The 18,753-nt window shown below is 48.8% G+C and carries 20 protein-coding genes and 1 pseudogene; 6 read left to right on the top strand and 15 right to left on the bottom strand.

Features of this window, described 5'->3' with window-relative positions; all coding sequences use genetic code 11:
* Window positions 1-20: 20 nt before the first annotated feature.
* From J2Z28_RS20485 to J2Z28_RS20420, 14 genes and pseudogenes are all read right to left on the bottom strand, one after another.
* On the bottom strand, window positions 21-479 hold the full coding sequence (locus tag J2Z28_RS20485; protein WP_211084082.1) for a threonine/serine exporter family protein: 459 nt from the start codon (window positions 477-479) through the stop codon (window positions 21-23).
* 18 nt (window positions 480-497) lie between these two features.
* Window positions 498-1,259, bottom strand: a complete 762-nt coding sequence (locus tag J2Z28_RS20480; protein ID WP_036611092.1) for a threonine/serine exporter family protein — start codon at window positions 1,257-1,259, stop codon at window positions 498-500.
* Between the two features lie 237 nt (window positions 1,260-1,496).
* Entirely contained in the window at window positions 1,497-1,802 is a 306-nt protein-coding gene (locus J2Z28_RS20475; protein WP_211084081.1) for an acetyl-CoA acetyltransferase, read from the bottom strand.
* A 64-nt stretch (window positions 1,803-1,866) separates the two neighbouring features.
* Window positions 1,867-2,910, bottom strand: coding sequence for a S66 family peptidase (locus J2Z28_RS20470; RefSeq protein ID WP_211084080.1), 1,044 nt, complete (start codon window positions 2,908-2,910; stop codon window positions 1,867-1,869).
* Window positions 2,911-3,004: 94 nt separating this feature from the next.
* Window positions 3,005-4,342 (bottom strand): DUF4179 domain-containing protein, encoded by a 1,338-nt coding sequence (locus J2Z28_RS20465; RefSeq protein WP_211084079.1) that lies wholly within the window; start codon window positions 4,340-4,342, stop codon window positions 3,005-3,007.
* On the bottom strand, window positions 4,339-4,854 hold the full coding sequence (locus J2Z28_RS20460) for a sigma-70 family RNA polymerase sigma factor (protein WP_036669291.1): 516 nt from the start codon (window positions 4,852-4,854) through the stop codon (window positions 4,339-4,341). Before J2Z28_RS20460 ends, J2Z28_RS20465 begins: the two co-directional genes overlap by 4 nt.
* Before the next feature lie 219 nt (window positions 4,855-5,073).
* Entirely contained in the window at window positions 5,074-5,601 is a 528-nt protein-coding gene (locus J2Z28_RS20455; RefSeq protein ID WP_211084078.1) for an ankyrin repeat domain-containing protein, read from the bottom strand.
* Window positions 5,602-5,670: 69 nt separating this feature from the next.
* Window positions 5,671-6,534: a helix-turn-helix transcriptional regulator gene (locus J2Z28_RS20450; RefSeq protein ID WP_211084077.1), complete on the bottom strand. Its 864-nt coding sequence runs from the start codon at window positions 6,532-6,534 to the stop codon at window positions 5,671-5,673.
* A gap of 18 nt (window positions 6,535-6,552) precedes the next feature.
* Window positions 6,553-6,954: an NUDIX domain-containing protein gene (locus J2Z28_RS20445; protein WP_342357532.1), complete on the bottom strand. Its 402-nt coding sequence runs from the start codon at window positions 6,952-6,954 to the stop codon at window positions 6,553-6,555.
* A 210-nt stretch (window positions 6,955-7,164) separates the two neighbouring features.
* Window positions 7,165-7,653, bottom strand: a pseudogene (locus J2Z28_RS20440) (GNAT family N-acetyltransferase); the annotation flags it as partial.
* A gap of 150 nt (window positions 7,654-7,803) precedes the next feature.
* The gene (gene flgB, locus J2Z28_RS20435) at window positions 7,804-8,214 is read right to left on the bottom strand and encodes a flagellar basal body rod protein FlgB (protein WP_017689919.1); all 411 of its coding nucleotides are present in this window, start codon (window positions 8,212-8,214) and stop codon (window positions 7,804-7,806) included.
* A 183-nt stretch (window positions 8,215-8,397) separates the two neighbouring features.
* Complete coding sequence (gene speD, locus J2Z28_RS20430; protein WP_017689918.1) at window positions 8,398-9,213, bottom strand: adenosylmethionine decarboxylase; 816 nt, start codon at window positions 9,211-9,213, stop codon at window positions 8,398-8,400.
* Between the two features lie 157 nt (window positions 9,214-9,370).
* Window positions 9,371-9,949 carry an SLOG family protein gene (locus J2Z28_RS20425; RefSeq protein WP_026081201.1) on the bottom strand — a complete coding sequence of 193 codons (579 nt, stop codon included), beginning with the start codon at window positions 9,947-9,949 and terminating at the stop codon, window positions 9,371-9,373.
* Between the two features lie 59 nt (window positions 9,950-10,008).
* Window positions 10,009-11,157, bottom strand: coding sequence for an RluA family pseudouridine synthase (locus tag J2Z28_RS20420; protein WP_211084076.1), 1,149 nt, complete (start codon window positions 11,155-11,157; stop codon window positions 10,009-10,011).
* 189 nt (window positions 11,158-11,346) lie between these two features.
* Here J2Z28_RS20420 and J2Z28_RS20415 point away from each other — a divergent pair, with 189 nt between their 5' ends.
* Window positions 11,347-11,754 carry a hypothetical protein gene (locus J2Z28_RS20415; RefSeq protein WP_211084075.1) on the top strand — a complete coding sequence of 136 codons (408 nt, stop codon included), beginning with the start codon at window positions 11,347-11,349 and terminating at the stop codon, window positions 11,752-11,754.
* A 219-nt stretch (window positions 11,755-11,973) separates the two neighbouring features.
* Here J2Z28_RS20415 and J2Z28_RS20410 read toward each other — a convergent pair whose 3' ends face one another.
* Window positions 11,974-12,684 carry a GT-D fold domain-containing glycosyltransferase gene (locus tag J2Z28_RS20410; protein ID WP_211084074.1) on the bottom strand — a complete coding sequence of 237 codons (711 nt, stop codon included), beginning with the start codon at window positions 12,682-12,684 and terminating at the stop codon, window positions 11,974-11,976.
* 312 nt (window positions 12,685-12,996) lie between these two features.
* Here J2Z28_RS20410 and J2Z28_RS20405 point away from each other — a divergent pair, with 312 nt between their 5' ends.
* From J2Z28_RS20405 to J2Z28_RS20385, 5 genes are all read left to right on the top strand, one after another.
* Window positions 12,997-13,686 (top strand): glycosyltransferase, encoded by a 690-nt coding sequence (locus J2Z28_RS20405; RefSeq protein WP_211084073.1) that lies wholly within the window; start codon window positions 12,997-12,999, stop codon window positions 13,684-13,686.
* Window positions 13,687-13,704: 18 nt separating this feature from the next.
* Window positions 13,705-14,694 carry an SDR family NAD(P)-dependent oxidoreductase gene (locus tag J2Z28_RS20400; protein ID WP_211084072.1) on the top strand — a complete coding sequence of 330 codons (990 nt, stop codon included), beginning with the start codon at window positions 13,705-13,707 and terminating at the stop codon, window positions 14,692-14,694.
* Between the two features lie 66 nt (window positions 14,695-14,760).
* Window positions 14,761-16,173 carry a nucleotide sugar dehydrogenase gene (locus tag J2Z28_RS20395; RefSeq protein WP_342357531.1) on the top strand — a complete coding sequence of 471 codons (1,413 nt, stop codon included), beginning with the start codon at window positions 14,761-14,763 and terminating at the stop codon, window positions 16,171-16,173.
* A complete protein-coding gene (locus J2Z28_RS20390) occupies window positions 16,160-16,906 on the top strand; it encodes a class I SAM-dependent methyltransferase (protein WP_211084071.1) in 747 nt (248 codons plus the stop codon). Before J2Z28_RS20395 ends, J2Z28_RS20390 begins: the two co-directional genes overlap by 14 nt.
* Before the next feature lie 443 nt (window positions 16,907-17,349).
* Window positions 17,350-18,480, top strand: a complete 1,131-nt coding sequence (locus J2Z28_RS20385; RefSeq protein WP_211084070.1) for a glycosyltransferase — start codon at window positions 17,350-17,352, stop codon at window positions 18,478-18,480.
* Window positions 18,481-18,753: the final 273 nt, after the last annotated feature.

Genomic DNA, 18,753 nt, shown 5'->3' with positions numbered 1-18,753 from the left:
TGAATATGTGAAAAGAATAATCATTTCGATGATGATTTTGTCCGCAGTGAGGTGGGAATTCGGCGTATCATCTGGTTTAATACCTCGGATAACACCAGGCCTACGGCAATAGCGCCGGATAACATGAGTGCCTTGGCGGCCATCTCCATAGCGGCACTGTAGTCATTTTGCACAAAACTTCGCATCGCATTATACGCCAGTCCACCAGGAACCAGAGGGATGATGCCTGCGACGCTAAAGATGATAACGGGTGCGCGAAACATGCGAGAGAATAGCTGGCTGATCACACCTACGGCTATGGTCGCTGCAAGTGTAGCAGGAACCGCATCCGCTGCATATTCAAGCACGATATAGATAATCCAGCCGATCATGCCGACAAATCCACCGTGGAGCAGCATGCGCCGTGGTGCGTTGAAGATGATCCCAAACGCGGCTGAGGCGACAAAACTGGTCAAGGCTTGTTCAATAAAATGGAGCATATCCTGCATTCCTCCGTCTTACATAAAAAGTGAAAATACAACTGCAATGCCTGTACCTATAGCAAAAGCAGTCAGAAATGCCTCGGCTCCCTTGGATAATCCGGATACGAGATGTCCGGCCATCAGGTCGCGTACAGCATTGGTAATCAGCAGCCCCGGAACCAGCGGCATAACCGAACCAATGATGATTTTGTCCCGTTCATGACCTACTCCCATATAGATCAGGAGAAAAGCGAGTAAGCCAATAACGAAGGATGCCGTAAGCTCGGCAAAGAATTTGACCCGCACCAACCGGTGAAAGGCAATAACGGCTGCATAACCTATTCCCCCGCAGATCAGCGCTGGAAGAAAGTCGCTCCAGCCCCCGCCAAACATAATGGTAAAACAACCACTGGATAACGCTGCGGCCGTAAGCTGCACAGCCGTTGAATAGGAGGAGGGCTTGCCTTCGATCTGTACCAACAGATCATGGGCTTCCTGAGCGGATAGCTCACCTTGTCCGATGCGGCGGGAGACCGCATTCACCTCAGACACCTTGTCCAGATCCGTCGTACGTTCGGAGATACGAATCAGCTTGGCAGGTTCGGTTGCATCAACAGAGAAGAAGATGCCTGTCGGAACAACGTAACTGTGCGAATGGGGTAAACCTAGCGCAGCCGCCATACGTTTCATTGTATCTTCCACACGGTAGGTTTCACCACCGCTTTGCAGCATGATTTTGCCTGCGAGCAGACAGATTGCAATCACGCGGGATTGTTCAGTAGGGTTGCTGCCAATCATACCCGTATCCGCTTGTGATACGGGTGATGAATCATGACGTATGTAATCCAACCGGATCAAGCTCCGTTTCATATGAGATATGGGATGGTGCGACACCATTGTATCATATTTCACACGCTCGCAAGGAATCATACCGCACCATCGCCAAGACGATAAAAAAAAGCTTCGTTCCCAAGACTTGAAGATCTCAGGAGCGAAGCTTCTTGGAACAGGTTCGGATATAGCAGTACAATACCACTACATCAACAGTGTGATAACCAACAATTCATACAGCACAAGCGGCAAAATCGTTGGTCCAAACAAAGCGCGCGGTTCAGGATATCCATGCATCGGGGTAACCTGGAGATACAAAATCCCCCGGTCTGCACTGATGATGACACCTTCCCACACTTGCCCATCGATATTCTGGACTTGTACCTTCTTGCCTACATGCTGCCGGGCTGTATGATGAAGCATATTCCGCACACTTTGCACGGATTGAAGCGTCGGTTGATTGGCTTGATACACGACACGCGTGGATGGCGTGGATGTGGATTCAGACATGATGCACAACCCTTCCTCAAAATAAGTTCTTACTTCAAGGTATGCATCTGCCTATAAAAGGTGATTACACAAACGCCATCTCAAGGCTCCCGCGTCCGTTTTCATAGGCGACTTTGCCCAATGCTCCATTCACAAAGGTGAGCTGGGGTGGAACATGGCCGAGATCCACATCGTACAGTACAGGGACATCCAAATCCCCAAGTGCAGAGGATAGGGCATCGGTGAAATTAAAATCCGCTGTATCGGAATAACCCGCAGGTCGACCGAACATGAAGCCTTTCACACCTGCAAACCAGCCAGCCTGTTTCATCTGCCACAGATGACGGTAGATATCCCCCGCATTCATCTCACAGCTTTCCAGATACCAGATCGTTCCTTCGTCTGCACAGTACTGATCCAAATACGATTGGACGGGTGCATACGGCGTACCAATCAGACTGGAGATCGTATCCATACAGCCACCGATCAGCCGACCGGAGAACGACACAGCGGTGTCTGCATCTTCCGAGTGGCCGAGCTGTTTCCAGCGCGAAGGTGTATCCAGGTTAAATCCAGGAGATTCCGGTTTCCATGCCGATTGATAATGTGTGGAAGACGATTGTGTGATCTGTCCGCCGTATTTGGTCTGTAACACATCAATCCAGCGCGCAGTCACGGGATCGAGGGCGTTTGATCTTAGATCAACATAGTTGGTGCCATGTGCTGATGCTGTTCCGGTGATCAGGGTATAGGCGAAGAGGAACGTACTGATATCCGAATATCCCATGACCCATTTGGGCGGTAATGTTTTCAAAGCTTCCCAATCCAACAGGGGGAGGATATCCATCAGAAATTCCCCGCCCCATGGAGGGATAATGGCTTGAATATTTGGATTGCGGAAAAACTCATTCATCTCTTCGGCGCGTTCCTCTTTGGAGGCACTCACACATTTGATATTGTGGCGGAGCGATGGGCTTTCCAGCACGTCAAAACCAAGGCGCTCCATATTACGTTTGCTCTCCTCAAGATAATGGTACAGGGATTCGCCTACACCGCTGGAGGGGGCTGCCACACCGATCATGTCCCCTTGCGCGAGGGGTTGCGGATAACGGATAGAACGATTATTCATTGTGGAAACACCCTTTCCTGTGAACATTGCTCATCTTCATGAATATTTCCATTATATAGATTAATCCGATTATTGAAAGCTTGTTGAGTTTAGATTAAGGATTCACAGGAATCTCCAATGAGAATGGTGACTTGATTTTCATCGGATAGGTGGAGATGTTCATCTTCACTTCACCTTTTAACTTGGCTCCATTTCCAATAGTAGAAGAAACAATCGTATGACTGTCATCCGTTCCCTCTCCACTACTCCAACTGGAGCCAGGGACTTCATATGACTTCCCTGTACTGTCTGTAACTTTCCTGAAAGTTAGAACGAACCCACCGTCCATCCTGCCAGCAACGGAGAAGTCAATAATTAGATCTTTGCCTTCGACCTTGCTGCCTACCATCTTCAATCCAGGTGGTCCACCTGTAATCCGGTGTGACTTCAGATCAAGGGTAAGATCCAACTCATCTTTATCCAATCCGGAGAAGCCAGATCCCTGTAACGTCAGCTTTTTCGGTATGGAGAAGTACATGCTTTCGAAGTAAATGGAACGTTCATCCTCACCGGTTGAGGTATCTGTTCTCCACGCGCGGCCTTGCTCATCAACCAGTTGAAGATCGCTGAGGCCAAATACCTTCTTGGTATTTTTAGGATCAAAATTCACATCAAGCACAAGACGTGTTGGATACATAGTAGCCTGTTTCACATCAATACGCTGTCCATCCACCGTTAACGTCTGATTCACAGGAATGACCTTTTTCATGCCTTTGGTAAGATTCTTGTCTACCGGGAACGTTATTTTCCACTTTTCTGCATGCGTTGTATCTCTGGCCTTAAACACGACGCTCAGCTCTTCAGGAGGAGAGGTTCCATCCGTGAAGATCACGTCTATCATATTCTCATTCACATTCTCGTCTGGTGAAGGTGTTGGATAAGCGTGAGTAAACGCAACTGGAAGATCTTTACCGTTCTCATCGAGCAGATCAATGTCATAGTTGAATTTCTCGGGATCTTTCATGCCTTTCATCGTGTAAAAAATGACCATACGTGACTCGTCTGTGATAATGCCTTCAACGGTCAAGGAAGTACCATCATGCTCGTCGGTGACACCGACCTTCTGTAAGAGGGACTGATCAATCGCCATCATTAATCCTTTGTCCTGGCGAATCATGCTCACAATGCCTTCCATTCCGGGCAATTGCTCCACGAAGGATGCAAAAGCGGGAGAGACACGGATACATCCGGTAAACAGCAGGATGAGGGCCGCTGCCGAGATTGAACTCATGTACCAGCGCAGCCGGGACTTTCGCTTACGGGCAGCCTGGCGGATTCCGGACTGCACAGCCTGATAGGCGGCGGAATCGGGCACAGGCATTGTTTCGTACTCCGTCTTTCGAGCATTCAGACGTTCTTCCAATGTGTCGAATGAGTTTTGTTCATCCGTCATGAGGATACATCTCCCTTCGTTTCAAGTTGATCACGGAGCTGTCCGAGTGCCCGATGTAATCGGGATTTTACGGTTCCGGTCGGGATTTCGAGAATATCGGCAACTTCAGTTAAGGAGAAACCTTCGAAATAACTCAGAATAATAATCTGTTTGCAATCCCGGTCAAGGGTGGATACAGCGGCGGCAAGATCGGGGTCCGCAGGACGATCCCAGCTGCTGGATTCATGAATCTCGGTGACGGGACTGAACCGACTTTTGCGTTTGCGTTCGTCCGCACAGTAGTTGAGCAGAATGCGGATGAGCCAAGTGCCGAAGTAGGATGGTTCTTTTAATTTTTTGAGTTTACGGAATGCCCTGAACGTTGATTCCTGAATCGCTTCGAGCGCATCACCTTCGTTATGCAGGTAGGCATAGGCGATACGGTACAGTTGGCTCTGATGTAATTCCATTAAGGCTGCAAAAGCCTCGGCATCCCCTTTTTGTGCGGCGATGGTGAGCTGAATAGGGGTCACATGGCTCCTCCTTTCATGGATATGTTGAATATTAGACCGTGTAAGGCGTCAAACGGTTCTTATTTTCTTAGAAAAATATGTATGTACCTGATTTCTATAATAGTTGAACTACGTATGTATACGAGAACGTAGAGGACAACAAATAACCGTCAGACCTTCTCTTTGTACTCCAAAAAGAGTCCTGACGGTTATTCGCGTATTACTCACGTTATCTAATCATTATTGCTGATGCGCTGTAACTGCTGCTCGCAGACATGAAGCTGTAGACGTGTTACCACGTTCAAGTGAAATATCCAGTGCGGTCTGGCCCGCTGAATTTAGCACGTTTGGATCAGCTCCATGCTGAAGTAACATCTCGATAAGTTCGATCTGATCCGTATGAAATGCTGCGGAGTGCAACGCATATTGTCCATCGCTGTCCAGAATACTTGTGGATGCCCCATATTCGAGTAAAAGTTGGATAACTTCTGACGAACGTTCTCCGGCAAGTGCGGCATGCAGTGCAGTATTGGAAGGGATAAAGGAAATCTTGGAATGAGAAAGGGCGTTAATATCCGCTCCATGCTCCAGAAGAAGACGAACTGCTCCTGCTTGTCCATAATGAGAGGCATATCCCAGCGGGGTTAACCCATCCTGATTTTCAGTATTGGTGAGTTCCGGGTGAGAAGCGAGCAATAATTGCAGGTTGGCCAAATCTCCAGACTGTGCAGCCTGAAATAATTGATTAATCTGTTCTGCATGATTCATAAAGGAATACCTCCATCTGATGAGATAATGTAATTATAGATGTTCCTCTTCAGAGGTTCTTCTTCATAATCACCTTTTTGCCCGCAGCTGGGAAGGAGAGCTATGGAAGCGTCTAGTGAATAATGAACTGAACGAACCGAGGCTTTCGAAGCCCACTTCATAACAGATAGTGGTGACAGACCTGTCCGAATATAGCAAAAGCCGCTTCGCAGCCAATAGTCTACATTCAGTCAGATAACGATGGGGTGAAGTACCAAACAACTTTTTATAACTGCGTAGAAAATGATTCACGGATAGTTGTGCAGCCGATGCTGTCTGTTCTAGCGTTAACGGCTGATCATAATAGGCGGAGATATACTCATGCCCGATATAGACTCTTCGGTACAACTCTTCTCGGGTTGAACGTCTGATCATATCCAGTTCGTTGATCTCTTGCTGAACGTTACGGTGTAGATCCAGCATGTGAACAGCAAGCTGATGAAGCTGCTCCGCTATTGCCCAGGAATCCAGCCTGTCTTGACTGTAGAAATTACGCAAATGATTCAGGGCTGCGCCAAGCCGATTATCCATCGCGTATGTACGTTCTACCCATTCCATCTTGCTTGAGGGTGAATAACTATACGGCTCATCAAGTAGCCGAAGATCACTGGTAATTAGATTCCGACCGATCTCTTCCACATAACCGGGAGGGAAGAAGATACAGAAGGATTCAACTGGAGTAGGTGAATCAATGTGAAGACTATATTCCTGGCCCTCATTCAGAAGCAGATAGTTCTCATTATTGACTGCGAAGTGACCGCGTCCCGCTTCATAGAGCGTTTTTCCGTTACGGAATGTTTTCAGTGATAGCGAGCCGCTGCCTTTCCAATCGAATTGAGAACTCGATTCATGCAGAATGAAGGGTACAGGTCGAGGAAGAGGAATCTCCAACACTTGCAAGCACCTCCAAGCTTAATTCTGGTTATACATCTTCTTCACAGCTTCCAGCCCCGGTACCGCAAAGCAGGCGAGTGGAGAGGGCAGATCATTCAATGGGAACCAGCCGATCTCACCGATGGCTCCGCCTTCTTCCAGATTACGAGCATGACCGCCAATCACCTTGGTGGAATAGAGCACGGATATCCAATGTTCCTTCTGTTGTGGCTGGATCGTCTCCGCCGTGCAGAGCAGACTGTCGATAGCGATATCCAGATTCACTTCCTCCTTGATTTCACGGATGACGGCAGTTTCCAATGATTCATAGGGATCTACTTTCCCGCCGGGAATACTCCAAGTGTGCTGCTCAGGCTGACGATTCCGCCAAGCGAGAAGCACTTCGCCCCGTTCATTCAGGATGACCGCACCTACGCCGATGCGAGGTGAAATTTCAGATTCACCTTTTGGAACAGAACTTAATTCCGACAGGGACAGCGCAGCTTGTTCGTTCCCATTACGTTGTGAAAAACCACCGGCTACCATATCCCCAGATTGAGGAGTGTGAGTAGATTGGAATGACAATGGAAGCCCAGACTGCGCCGACCATTCTTCGGCAAGAATACTCATTGAGATCAGGTCATAATGCATGCCATCCCGCAAAACTGCAGAACGCTGGCGACCCTCTTCCCGGAATCCGGCTTTTAGGTACGCGCGTCTAGCAGCTTCATTGTATTCGATGACTTCGAGCGCAATCCGGTTCAGGTTCAATTCGTGGAATCCATACCGAAGGATCAGGGTAAGGGCATCACTGCCGTATCCTTTACCCCGATCATTCTCTTCGCCGATGCCAATAGCCAGACGAGCAGACCGATTGTTCCATTCAATTCGGTAGAGGGCTGTGAAACCAATGAATCGGTTACCCTCCAGTGTACGTAATGCAAATTCAAATCCGTTGTCTCGGCGGACAGAGGAGGACCCTGTTTCATCCGGCGTTAACGGGATCGCGATATCGGTATCCATGTTGCGTAAATATTCATAATCGTCTGTGAAGCGGGAGAGACGCATGCAATCTTCCGGGCATGGGGCCGCTAATCTGACTTTGGAACCTAGAAAACCAATTAAATGACGTGGAGACATGTTGCACCTCTTTTATACGATATGAAATCATTCGTTTCTTCCCATTATACTACGAACAGGAGAGGATACCGAAAAATGGCACCAAACGAGCTACACTCAGGGAAAAAGATCATAAAAAAAAGCAGCCGTTTCGGGCTGCTTGTACATTCATTATTTCAGATCATTCAATAAATTCTTCATTTTTTTGTAATGTCCACTGACCCGATCAACCATGTAGTTATACATGAGCTGATTCTCCGAAAGATTCGCCATTTCCTTGTCAATGTCAACGTTATTGTTGTTATTGTTCATGGCTGTTTCGTTGTTCTCGACAATTCGGTACTGTACGATGGAAGAATTGGGATCACTGATAGGAAAGTGTTTGTCATGAGTCCGCTTCATGGTGAGCTGATCTGTTTTGCCATTTTCAACGATACGTCTCAACTCTTCCTGAAACTCTACCGTTTTCTTTTTGTAGTTGGGCGTGTCTGCATTGGCTATGTTGTTGGTAATGGCATTGTGTTGTGCAGTAAGCGCTTGTAACAGTGATTCGTTACGTCTTGTCGTATTCGTTTCGATCACGGGCTCAGTCTCCTTCACTGTAGATTGTACAGTTACTTCTATAATAAGAAATAAAGTTGCACACTGTCAACAAAACAAAGAAAAAGACAAGCACATGCCGGAGGTCTCCTGAATAGAAGAACCCTGCCTTCATGAAATCATGTCTTAGATTTTGCCCTAATGGATCAGCGTTGAACAACCTCTTTAAGAGGGACGATTAATATTTTTGCCGTAATAGATCTCGTCCATCTCCAGCTTCAGCCACTCCGTAATCTCCTGTTGTTCCTTTTTGCTGAGCTTATCCTTGGTGTACCCAAACAGATAATTGTCGAGATCAAATTCCCTCAGTTTACATTTGGTGTGAAAAATATTCTCCTGATAGACGTTCACGTCAATCATGTCAAAGCTGCTCTTGATCTCATCCGGAATATAATTCTGAATCGAGCCAATCTCATGGTCAATGAACAGCTTGCGTCCGCTCGTATCCCGCGTAAAACCACGCACCCTGTAATCCATCGTCATAATGTCCGTATCAAATGAGTGGATCAGATAATTCAGCGCCTTAAGCGGTGAGATCTCACCACAGGTGGAGACATCAATGTCCGCACGGAAGGTACTGATACCTTCACTAGGATGAAATTCAGGGTAGGTGTGCACAGTGATATGGCTTTTATCCAGCTGCATGACAACGTTATCGGGCAGAGGGCCGGGAGATTCATCGAGTGATTCTTCGGGGATCTCCACGATTGGACCTTCGGAGACAAGCATCGTCACACTCGCACCTTGAGGCACGTAATCCTGCTGCGCAACATTAAGAACGTGGGCTCCGATGATATCGGAGACGTTGTTCAGAATTTTACTCAACCGGTCGGCGTTATACTGTTCATCAATATATTCAATGTAAGCTTCGCGTTCATCTTTGGTTTTGGTATAACAGATATCGTACATATTAAAGCTGAGCGACTTGGTCAGGTTGTTGAATCCATGCAGTTGAATGCGCTGCTCTGGCGTAATTGTCATGGCTGCAGTTCCCCTTATCCCATACGACATATCATCGCAGTTATAATACTACTTATACCCAACCTGCCTCGAAAAAAAACATATGTACGTCATTCAAAATACGATTCCCCTCTGATGACAGCTATGCATGAATGGACTTCAGATGATCTACATTTTTTCAGAATGAAGAATCGTCGAAATCTGCAATATCATTCATGCGCTCATCCTCAGCTACTGATTGGATATCCTCCGAAGTGACACTGATGATTGTATAGTCCTCGTTCTGCTGTTTCTTCACGGCTTTTTCCTTCACAAAACGGGGACTGCCTTCTCCAGCATCTTCGTCATAGACGAGCAGAAGACCGTCGCTTTTACGCAGCAACAGGTCATCCCGTGCAGTGAACTGCCACGGCCCGATATAAGGTTGATTGCTAATCGCACCGTAATAGTCCACACCCGAGAGGATGGAACGGTAATACTCCTGCTTGTCTTCTTTCCATTGCTCCTCCGGGTTCTGAAAGGCGGTGATGATCGACAGTTTCAGATGTGGATACGTCTTCTTCAGATCAATCACCACTTCGCAGGCCCACAGGTCCACACCGTACTGTCCCGGGGTCAGCACCCATTCCAGACCATCCTCGACAAGGGGAGTGAGACGGGAGGAGATGGCTTTTTTGATAAAAGGAATACCTTCATGTTTCTGTCCAAAAATCTGCAATTCATGTGCCCGGTAACCGGTGATCAACAGGTTTTTCAGTGTCCGTTCCTCCTTTCAGGCATGATCAATCGATCAGTCGATTCTATATAACGATGCAGTTATTTCGCAGGTGGAGTTTCTGCACGGAACGGATACAGGAATGGCTTCGGAATATCCGTTTCGAATGACATTAACTCATCCGTCGTGGGATGGATAAACGAGAGTATACGTGCATGAAGTCCGAGACGGCCAAGGTCTCTTGTGCGTGCGCCATATTTCCTGTCACCGGCAATCGGATGTCCGAGATCTTCCATATGCACACGAATCTGATTTTTACGCCCTGTCTCCAGACGCACTTCCAGCAGGGAGAACTCGCGGTTCGACTTCAGACGTTTGTAATGTGTAATGGCATGTTGTCCATCATTCGGACGAGAGCTGGAGTACATTTTCAGCGTTTTGGTTTCCTTCAGCCAGGAAGAGATGGTGCCTTCTTCTTTGGCTACCGAACCTTCAACAAGGGCAACATAGACGCGGTCCTGCACATTTTCTTTCCAGTTGTTTTGCAGCTTCTGCTGTACCTCTTCACTTTTGGCAAACATCATCACACCTGACGTATCCCGATCCAGACGATGTACAACAAAGATCCGGTTGAGCGGATTGGTGCGGCGCACATGCTCTGTCAGTTGACGATAAGCCGTCAGGTCATCTGTCTTGTCAGCGGCAATGGACAATAGTCCGGCTTCCTTGCGGATCACAATGATATCATCGTCTTCATGCAAAATGTTAATACCCGTCAAGGATGGAGCAGCGACTGCACCTTCTTTTCGAATGTAGACAATCTGACCTGGCGTCAGCGCTTCATTAAACTTAGTTACAACCTTCTGATCCACAGATACCTGTCCACGACCCAGAATGGACTTCACTGCGTTCCGTCCTGATTTCAAATGCTGCAACAGGAAGTTCAACAGTTCATCCGGTTCAGTTACTTTGTACTGGCGTGGTGGTTCCTGCTTGCGATAGTAGGAATTGCCTGGTCGTTTGGATGCGCTGGCATTTTTGGGTTTGTTGCCTCCAGCTTTCTTCGGTGCGGCCGAGGATTTGGCAGCTAGTGGTTTTTTATTCTCCTCCGTATTGCGTGATGCGGAAGCTCCTGATGATTTTGCAGATGAGAAGTTAGACTTGCCGGAACGTGCTGTAGATGAACCTGCGTATGTTTTTCCCTTGGCCGATGCCGATGTTTTGCCTGTTGGACGTTTGCGTTTATTCATGAATAGTAATCTCCTTCTGAACAGCCTGTACCGCTAGTGTGCATACGATCCGTTCATTTCGTTATGCAGTTCAATATACCACTAACAGTCGACAAATAAAAATAGGTTCATGGAATCTGCTATACATCCAATCCGATGAATTGTGAGATTCATAGGATATGTTATCCCATAGCATTGGAGGTGTTACTCATGGGCGTGTTTCTCGATATGAGAACTTCGATGAACTCGGCAACCGTAGGACAGCCTGGTTTATCTCTAGGTCCATCCCCGGAAGCATTCGGCGCAATTGGTCTTCAGACCCAGGGTGTGGCGAATCCTATTATTACGTTGAACGGGACAGTAGGTGTTACGGGAGAACTGGGAGATACCTTTGTTGTGGAGCTAGTACGGGGATTCCTATATGATCCTTTCTATGTCATCTACCGTGCTGAAGGTACGATTGGACAGAATGGCGGTGCCGAATTTCATTCGTTCACTGCCCAGGATATGTCTGCACCACCAGCATTGGAAAGTGTGTATACTTCGTTCATCTCGGGCGTGTCCACAGCAGTAAGAACCGGACCGGAGATGTTATACGGTATTGCAGCTACCAGCTAGTTATGAAGGACGTAAATGTGAATAAGCAGAGTGCTTCATCATCGCTTCTGTTGACGGCAGATTTCGCTTCATATCCCAGAAATACAAGACATTGCAGCGATAGGTTTCGACTAGCGCTCAGCAAGAAACCCCCGGCTCAAGAAGTCGGGGGTTTTTGCCGTACAAGCATCTGTACATCTCAATACAACTCACGAATCTAAAGTTTGGAGCTGTCCAAGATCAGTTGGCACGGCCTTTCAGAATGATGTTGTTGGCTTTGCCAAAGTCGATGGCAACTTTGCCTGCGAGTGCAGCTGTTCGCTCCGCAAGGATAACCGCATTGACGCCACAGGAGAAGAGAGCGACATCGAAGGTAGTTTGATTATTCTGAATCCAGTGTAGCGTTTCATCCATTTGGTCATAGCTGTCGAAGGGCAGGGCAGTCACAATGTTCAGATTGTACGGCTCACGTTCAAGCATGACATGCAGAGCCTCAATCTCACGGGTAACGAGTAGCACACGCTTGTCTGCAAGCATCTGCCAGAAACGCGGGTTCTGCGCCAGTTCCCGATTGACACAGGCGTGACAAGTCAGTGGAGGAGAGATGCCAAAGTGTGCAAATACCATGTCGGTCAGGGGTCTTTTGAGATAATCCGGAGCATTAATGGTGCTGTCACCACGAGGAAGAATACCGACGATATCGGCACGTTGCAAGGAAGCGGCAACTTCATCCCGTAGTTTCGGGTTGGGCAGACGAAGTCCCTTTTGCCCTAAGTTGGCTTTCTTGGCCCAACGCTCCTGAAGGACCTGTTCCGTGGGCCATACGGTTTCTTGAGACATGACGATATTCTCGCCATCACCGACTCTTACAAGAGACAGCGGTCGGTGTTCCAGAAGTGCCGCTTCGAGCTGATCAAGCACACCTTCCATTTCAAGATAGATCGAATTCATTCGATGGGTGGCCTCCTTTGAAAATTGAACTGTTCTATTCTATGTTGCGACTACCGTAACGATATGTACGTTCGACCCGAAGGGCGCCATCTTTGGTTGTATATCAATCTATTTATATGAAAGTTAGTACATCTGTCGGTACCGCTTCTATCAACGTTTCATACGTTATAGAGTGCTGGATTCACAAGCGAGATGTGGCTTGTAAGCGATCAGATAGATAGAAGTTGGTCTTGGTAGGAAGACGGCATCAAAACTATGAAAACAGTCTGTATCCGACAAACGGAACTTGCAGCGTTCATGAGGAGGAATGTTATGTCCAGGAAAGTTGTGATTGAGATTAACTTTAACAATTATGGGATGGACCCGCAGCGATTAACGCGGGAATGGCTGGAGCGTCGGATGAGCATCTTCCGCACGTTCACATTGCATTGCCTGAAGGCGCAGACGAATCAGGATTTCCTCACAGTGGTGAAGTTGTCCAAGGAATCCGGGGAATTAATGCAGGAGATTCTGGCAGATCAGGAGCCGCTTCCTTCCAATATTCGTTTTGGAACCAATATCGAGAGTGTGCGTGCCATTTTGGCGTTTGCCAATGGTTCGGAGCAACTCTATATTGCCCGTCTGGATTCGGATGATCTGTATCACCGGACCTTTGTACAGCAGCTATATGACGTACAACCACAGCCGCAGACGATGGCACTGATTAACCAGAACGGATATCTGTGGGACAGTGTGAATAACGAGATGGCCCCAGCGTTTCACCGTTCTCCGCAATTCTATGTCTACTTATATAAGACAGCCGAATACGCAACAGGATACCGGGTGAAGCTGCCGGGCCGAGGTACGCATGGCAATGTCATTGATCTGCCGCATGAGCTGCTGGCTCCGCGCAATTACGTTAATATCGTGCACTCCAATAATACTTCAGTCAAAAAAGTACCGCCCAAAGACCGGCTAAGCCGGGATGAGATGGCACAGGTACTACGCGAATTCATGATCTGAGCAGGGAGGGATTCATCCATGATTCAAGGACAAACGATTCTGATCACCGGAGGAACGGGCTCCTGGGGTCAAAAGCTGACTGAGGTGCTGCTGGAGCAGGACCCGGCTGAGATTCGCCTTCTGTCACGTAATGAATACGCCCAGATTGCGATGCAGCGAGAGTTCAACCATGATCCGCGTCTGCGATTCATCATTGGGGATATCCGGGATTATCGGGCAGTGGAAGATGCATGCAGAGGTGTGGATGTGCTCTTCCATCTGGCTGCGCTGAAGCACGTTCCGGTCTGCGAGGACCAACCTGATGAAGCGTTCAAGACCAATGTGATCGGTACCCAGAATATTATTCGGGCTGCGATACGCATGCAGGTTGCCAAAGTCATCGATGTGTCCACGGATAAGGCGGTAGATCCGATTAACGTATATGGCATGACAAAGGCTTTGGGTGAAAAAATGATGATTCGTGCCAATTGGCTGAGTGAAGGTACTCGGTTTGTCTGTATCCGTGGGGGCAATGTGCTTGGAACCAGCGGCAGTGTCGTGCCCCTGTTCCGTCGTCAGATCGATGAGGGCAAAAGCCCGACCATTACGGACAAAGGCATGACCCGTTTTTTCCTGACACGTACCGAAGCCATACATCTACTGCTTAAGGCGGCTGAGGCGGCCGTGGGCGGAGAGACTTTTGTGATGAAAATGAAAGCTTGCAAGATGACGGAACTTGCATCCGTCATGTTGGAGCAGGCAGGTCGTCCATCCTTCGATTATAAGGTGACGGGAATACGTCCAGGCGAGAAATTGCATGAAGTATTAATCTCGCCCTTTGAAGCGCCGCGCACGTACCAATACGATGCGCAGTATTATGTGATCCTGCCGGAGCACAAGGACAAGAGCCTGACGGATCAGTACAGCAGTCTGCTTCGTGTAAACTTCTCCGAGTATCGCTCGGACAGTGCCATGATGAACAAACCAGCGATTGCCCGGTTTTTGCGTGCAGGCGGCTATATCGATTAGGGTGTGTCTCAAAACTCGTTCGGAGTTTACAGACACGCCCACCGAAGGGAGGCGGAGCGTTTGGAGGTGGAAGGAATGGAAGAGAATCATCAGCATGAGCAGCACGAAGGAAATGAAGAGTTAAAGCAAAGTAGCCTAATACAACATATTAATGATCGCTCCCTGAAAGCTGTTGTCATTGGTCTAGGTTATGTGGGTTTACCCATGGCCGTAGAGATGGCACAGGCAGGTTATCAAGTCCACGGGATTGACATCGATACTTCCAAGGTAGCCAAGCTGAACGCCGGGAATTCGTATGTCATAGGTATAGAAGATGATGTTGTGCAGTCGCTTATGCAGGCTGGGTTATTCACGTCAAGCACTGATTATGCAGCAGTTGCGCATTCTAATGTCATTGTGATCTGTGTGCCCACTCCGCTGACTGCCGAGCATCAACCGGATATCTCGTATATCTCGGCTGCGGTGGATGGCATGACTCCGTATTTACAGGAAGGCAGTCTTGTTATATTGGAAAGCACGACCTATCCGGGCACAACAGAGGAACGCGTAAAACAACCGATTGAAGCGGCAAACGGCTGGCGAGCTGGAGAACAGTTCTACGTTTGTTATTCTCCAGAGCGGGTAGATCCGGGCAGTGTGCATTATGGTGTGAAAAATACCCCGAAGATTATTGGCGGCTCCACACCCGCCTGTCTGAATTATGGTAAACAGTTCTACGGCTCGTTCCTCAACGAAGTTGTTCCGGTTAGTTCAACAACGGTAGCGGAGACGGCAAAGCTGTTCGAAAATACATTTCGCAGTGTCAACATTGCACTTGTGAATGAGCTGACCCCGGCCTGTGAACAGATGGGGGTAAACATCTGGGAAGTACTGAATGCGGCGGCAACCAAGCCGTTTGGTTATATGCCATTCTATCCCGGTCCCGGCATCGGTGGACACTGTATCCCAATCGATCCGATCTATCTGTCCTGGGCTGCAAACCGTCATGGATCGGAGCTGCAATTCATTCAGCTGGCGGATGCAACCAATCGGCAAATGCCAGAGAGAGTAGTGAAGCGTGCCGCGGAGCTGCTGGAGCAGAAGGGTGTATCTGTGCGGGGAGCTCGTGTTGTACTCGCGGGTATGGCTTACAAAAAAGACATTGATGACCTGCGTGAATCACCAGCGCTGGACGTTTTTCGGCTGCTGAGCGTAGCGGGCGCAGATGTGGTTTTCACCGATCCAATGGTGCCTGTCTTCCGTAAGGATGACGGTACGATGCTCCAGTCTCGGCCTGCTGTGCCGGAATTGTGGACAGGAGCTGATCTGGTGATCATCACCACGGATCATTCGGGATTCAATTATCAGGACATGGCGGATCATGCAAAGCTGATTTTTGATACACGCAATGCAACGGCCGGATGCCACGGGGGAAATATTGTGGTACTGGGTCAGCCCATGCGCCGAGTGAAAACGGGAGAAACCTATGGCGAATCATGATCGAGTGAGTGAACGCTATTACGGCGAGATTAATTCGGAAGATTCTCATGAAGCGACGAGAACGCGTATCCACTGGATGTGCCGTGAGGCGACAGGCAAACGCATCCTGGATGTTGGGTGCAGTCAGGGCATTACGTCCATTCTGCTGGCACGTGAAGGATTTCGTGTCACTGGCATTGATCTGGAGGAAGAGAGTATCCGGTATGCCCAAGGCGAGCTTGCGAAAGAATCCCGGCCGGTTCGAAACAATGTGGATTTTCGGATGCTGGATATTACGCAATGGAAAGTAAGGACTATCTTTGATACTGTGCTGCTTGGAGAAGTGCTGGAGCATTTTGCTCATCCTGAGAAGTTGTTGATCCAGATTTATCGGCTGTTGCAAGAAAATGGGACGCTGGTTGTAACCGTGCCGTATGGGTATCACCCGTTTTATGATCACAAGCAAACGTTCTATGCGGGAAGCCTGGCGATGTGCCTAATGCCGTATTTCGAAGTCTTGAAACTCGAAGTTCATCATAAATATCTATGTTGCGTGGCCCGCAAACGGCCGAGTACACAACTGCATATGTCGCCGGCTTTGGATCAACTGCTGGAGTGGATGGAGCTGGATCATGTCCATTTTGCCGAGGTGGAACAAAATCATCTCCGCGTAATGAAACAGCGCAAGAAGGCACTGGACAGTGCCGTGGAGCAGGTGAAACGGCTTCGCCGTCAGGAGAGCGGGGAAGGGTAGCAGTGAAGGTGGGGACGGGGAAAAGGGCAGGGGGATTCTAACGAATCGCAGACGCCTTATTTAGATGATTTTGGAGAGATGAGAAATGTAACGAATCTCAGCGACGCTATTTAATCTAAAAGCTGCGATAAACGACGAAAAGATGCCTATAACGCGAGAATAGCGGGTCTCAGATTCGTTACATTTTCCAAGTGGCTGAAATACACCAAATAGCGTCACCTCAGTTCGTTAGCCACAGTGAAAATGAAATGAATTCTTTATTGAACTTTGAGATTTGGGAGAATGAGTGTGAAAGCAGCCTGGTAGCGCTGATTCTTGGTTTACAAGTTAATCGTAAGTTTGAAGAGAAAATTGGAGTGGCTTAGTACCAGTACCTGGTCAATGAAAGAACAAACCCGTTATGACATTTCGCAATACGCGTACGACAGGAAGGGGCTCAAAACGTGATCACCATCAGTCTGTGCATGATTGTGAAGAACGAGGAACGCACGCTGGCGCGCTGTCTGGACTCGGTTGCCGGCATCGCGGACGAGATCGTCATTGTGGATACCGGTTCATCGGATCGCACGATGGACATCGCTGCGCAGTATACCAACCATGTCTACACATATGAATGGAAGGAAGACTTTGCCGCAGCGCGGAATGAGTCATTCGCCAAGGCCACGCAGGAGTATATCCTGTGGCTGGATGCGGATGATGTGCTGCTGCCCGCGGAACGGGCGAAGCTGGAGGTGTTGAAGCAGCAGTTTCCGTCCGGGGGGAAGACGGAAGCTGTGATCTTGAACTACACGCTGGCCGAGGGAGCGGAGGGAAGTCCACTTGTGACGGACCGACGCCTTCGCCTGGTCAAGCGGGATGCCGGGTGCCGCTGGCATGGCCGGCTGCACGAGCAGCTCAGCTTCCCGCGGGGCGAGGTTATTACGGCAGACATTGCCGTCACGCATCGCCGCGAAGCGGGACATCATTCGGCGCGAAACGTGCGCATTCTGCGCAAATGGATCGCCGAAGAGGGCGTAGCCCAAGGTCGCCTACTGTTTTATTATGCAGGCGAATGTTATGACCGCCAGCGTTATGCGGCGGCGGCACGCGGGTACGCGAAGCTGCTGGAGCAGCCAAGCGGTTACCGCGAGGATCGCCTGATTGCCTGCGCGCGGTTAGCGGAATGTTATGAACGACTGGGTGAGCCGGGCCGTAAGCTCGGAGCATTGCTGCAGTCGTTCCAGTATGATCTGCCACATGCCGATTTCTGCTGTGCCATTGCGGCCTGTTTTCATGAACGGCAGGAACCCGTCTCGGCGATCTACTGGTATATGCAGGCGGTGGACGTGAGCAGCCGCGATCCGGGTCTGCGCCCGGTGCCTATGGCTTGCCGTACATGGCTGCCACATGCCCGTTTATCCCTTTGTTATGCCCATCTGGGCAACTGGGAGCAGGCACTCATGCATAACACCAAAGCCCGTGATTATTTGCCCAACGATCCCGGGTTGCTTGCCAATCGCCAGAAGCTCGAAGTTGTGGTACGCAAGGAGATGAAGGAGCGGGAAGAACGTGGTGAAGTGTCACCGCGTAAGTAGGGAGACGAACTGGGACAGATGAGGACAGAAGGGTTTGAAGCGGGATTAGGAAATAGGGGAAATAGATTGAAGTAGAAGTGAAATAACAATAAAAACTAATTCGTTGCTGGTAGGATGCGATAGTGCGGATCAGTGAAAATAAGGGTTGAGTGGAAATAGAGTGTGAGGCACAATTGCCAGCAGAAGCAGAAGCAGAAGCAGAAGCAGAAGCAGAAGCAGAAGCAGAAGCAGAAGCAGAAGCAGAAGCAGAAGCAGAAGCAGAAGCAGAAGCAG

The organism is Paenibacillus xylanexedens (assembly GCF_017874615.1).
Taxonomy (GTDB): domain Bacteria; phylum Bacillota; class Bacilli; order Paenibacillales; family Paenibacillaceae; genus Paenibacillus; species Paenibacillus xylanexedens.
The sequence above is the reverse complement of the archived record's forward strand: the minus strand, read 5'-3'. Positions and strand labels throughout refer to the sequence as shown.

Excerpts from the sequence above, each read along its gene's own strand:
- J2Z28_RS20485 (WP_211084082.1), bottom strand. The coding sequence starts at position 479 with ATGCTCCATTTTATTGAACAAGCCTTGACCAGTTTTGTCGCCTCAGCC.
- J2Z28_RS20480 (WP_036611092.1), bottom strand. The coding sequence starts at position 1,259 with ATGATTGGCAGCAACCCTACTGAACAATCCCGCGTGATTGCAATCTGT.
- J2Z28_RS20475 (WP_211084081.1), bottom strand. The coding sequence starts at position 1,802 with ATGTCTGAATCCACATCCACGCCATCCACGCGTGTCGTGTATCAAGCC.
- J2Z28_RS20470 (WP_211084080.1), bottom strand. The coding sequence starts at position 2,910 with ATGAATAATCGTTCTATCCGTTATCCGCAACCCCTCGCGCAAGGGGAC.
- J2Z28_RS20465 (WP_211084079.1), bottom strand. The coding sequence starts at position 4,342 with ATGACGGATGAACAAAACTCATTCGACACATTGGAAGAACGTCTGAAT.
- J2Z28_RS20455 (WP_211084078.1), bottom strand. The coding sequence starts at position 5,601 with ATGAATCATGCAGAACAGATTAATCAATTATTTCAGGCTGCACAGTCT.
- speD (WP_017689918.1), bottom strand. The coding sequence starts at position 9,213 with ATGACAATTACGCCAGAGCAGCGCATTCAACTGCATGGATTCAACAAC.
- J2Z28_RS20420 (WP_211084076.1), bottom strand. The coding sequence starts at position 11,157 with ATGAATAAACGCAAACGTCCAACAGGCAAAACATCGGCATCGGCCAAG.
- J2Z28_RS20415 (WP_211084075.1), top strand. The coding sequence starts at position 11,347 with ATGGGCGTGTTTCTCGATATGAGAACTTCGATGAACTCGGCAACCGTA.
- J2Z28_RS20410 (WP_211084074.1), bottom strand. The coding sequence starts at position 12,684 with ATGAATTCGATCTATCTTGAAATGGAAGGTGTGCTTGATCAGCTCGAA.
- J2Z28_RS20405 (WP_211084073.1), top strand. The coding sequence starts at position 12,997 with ATGTCCAGGAAAGTTGTGATTGAGATTAACTTTAACAATTATGGGATG.
- J2Z28_RS20400 (WP_211084072.1), top strand. The coding sequence starts at position 13,705 with ATGATTCAAGGACAAACGATTCTGATCACCGGAGGAACGGGCTCCTGG.
- J2Z28_RS20390 (WP_211084071.1), top strand. The coding sequence starts at position 16,160 with ATGGCGAATCATGATCGAGTGAGTGAACGCTATTACGGCGAGATTAAT.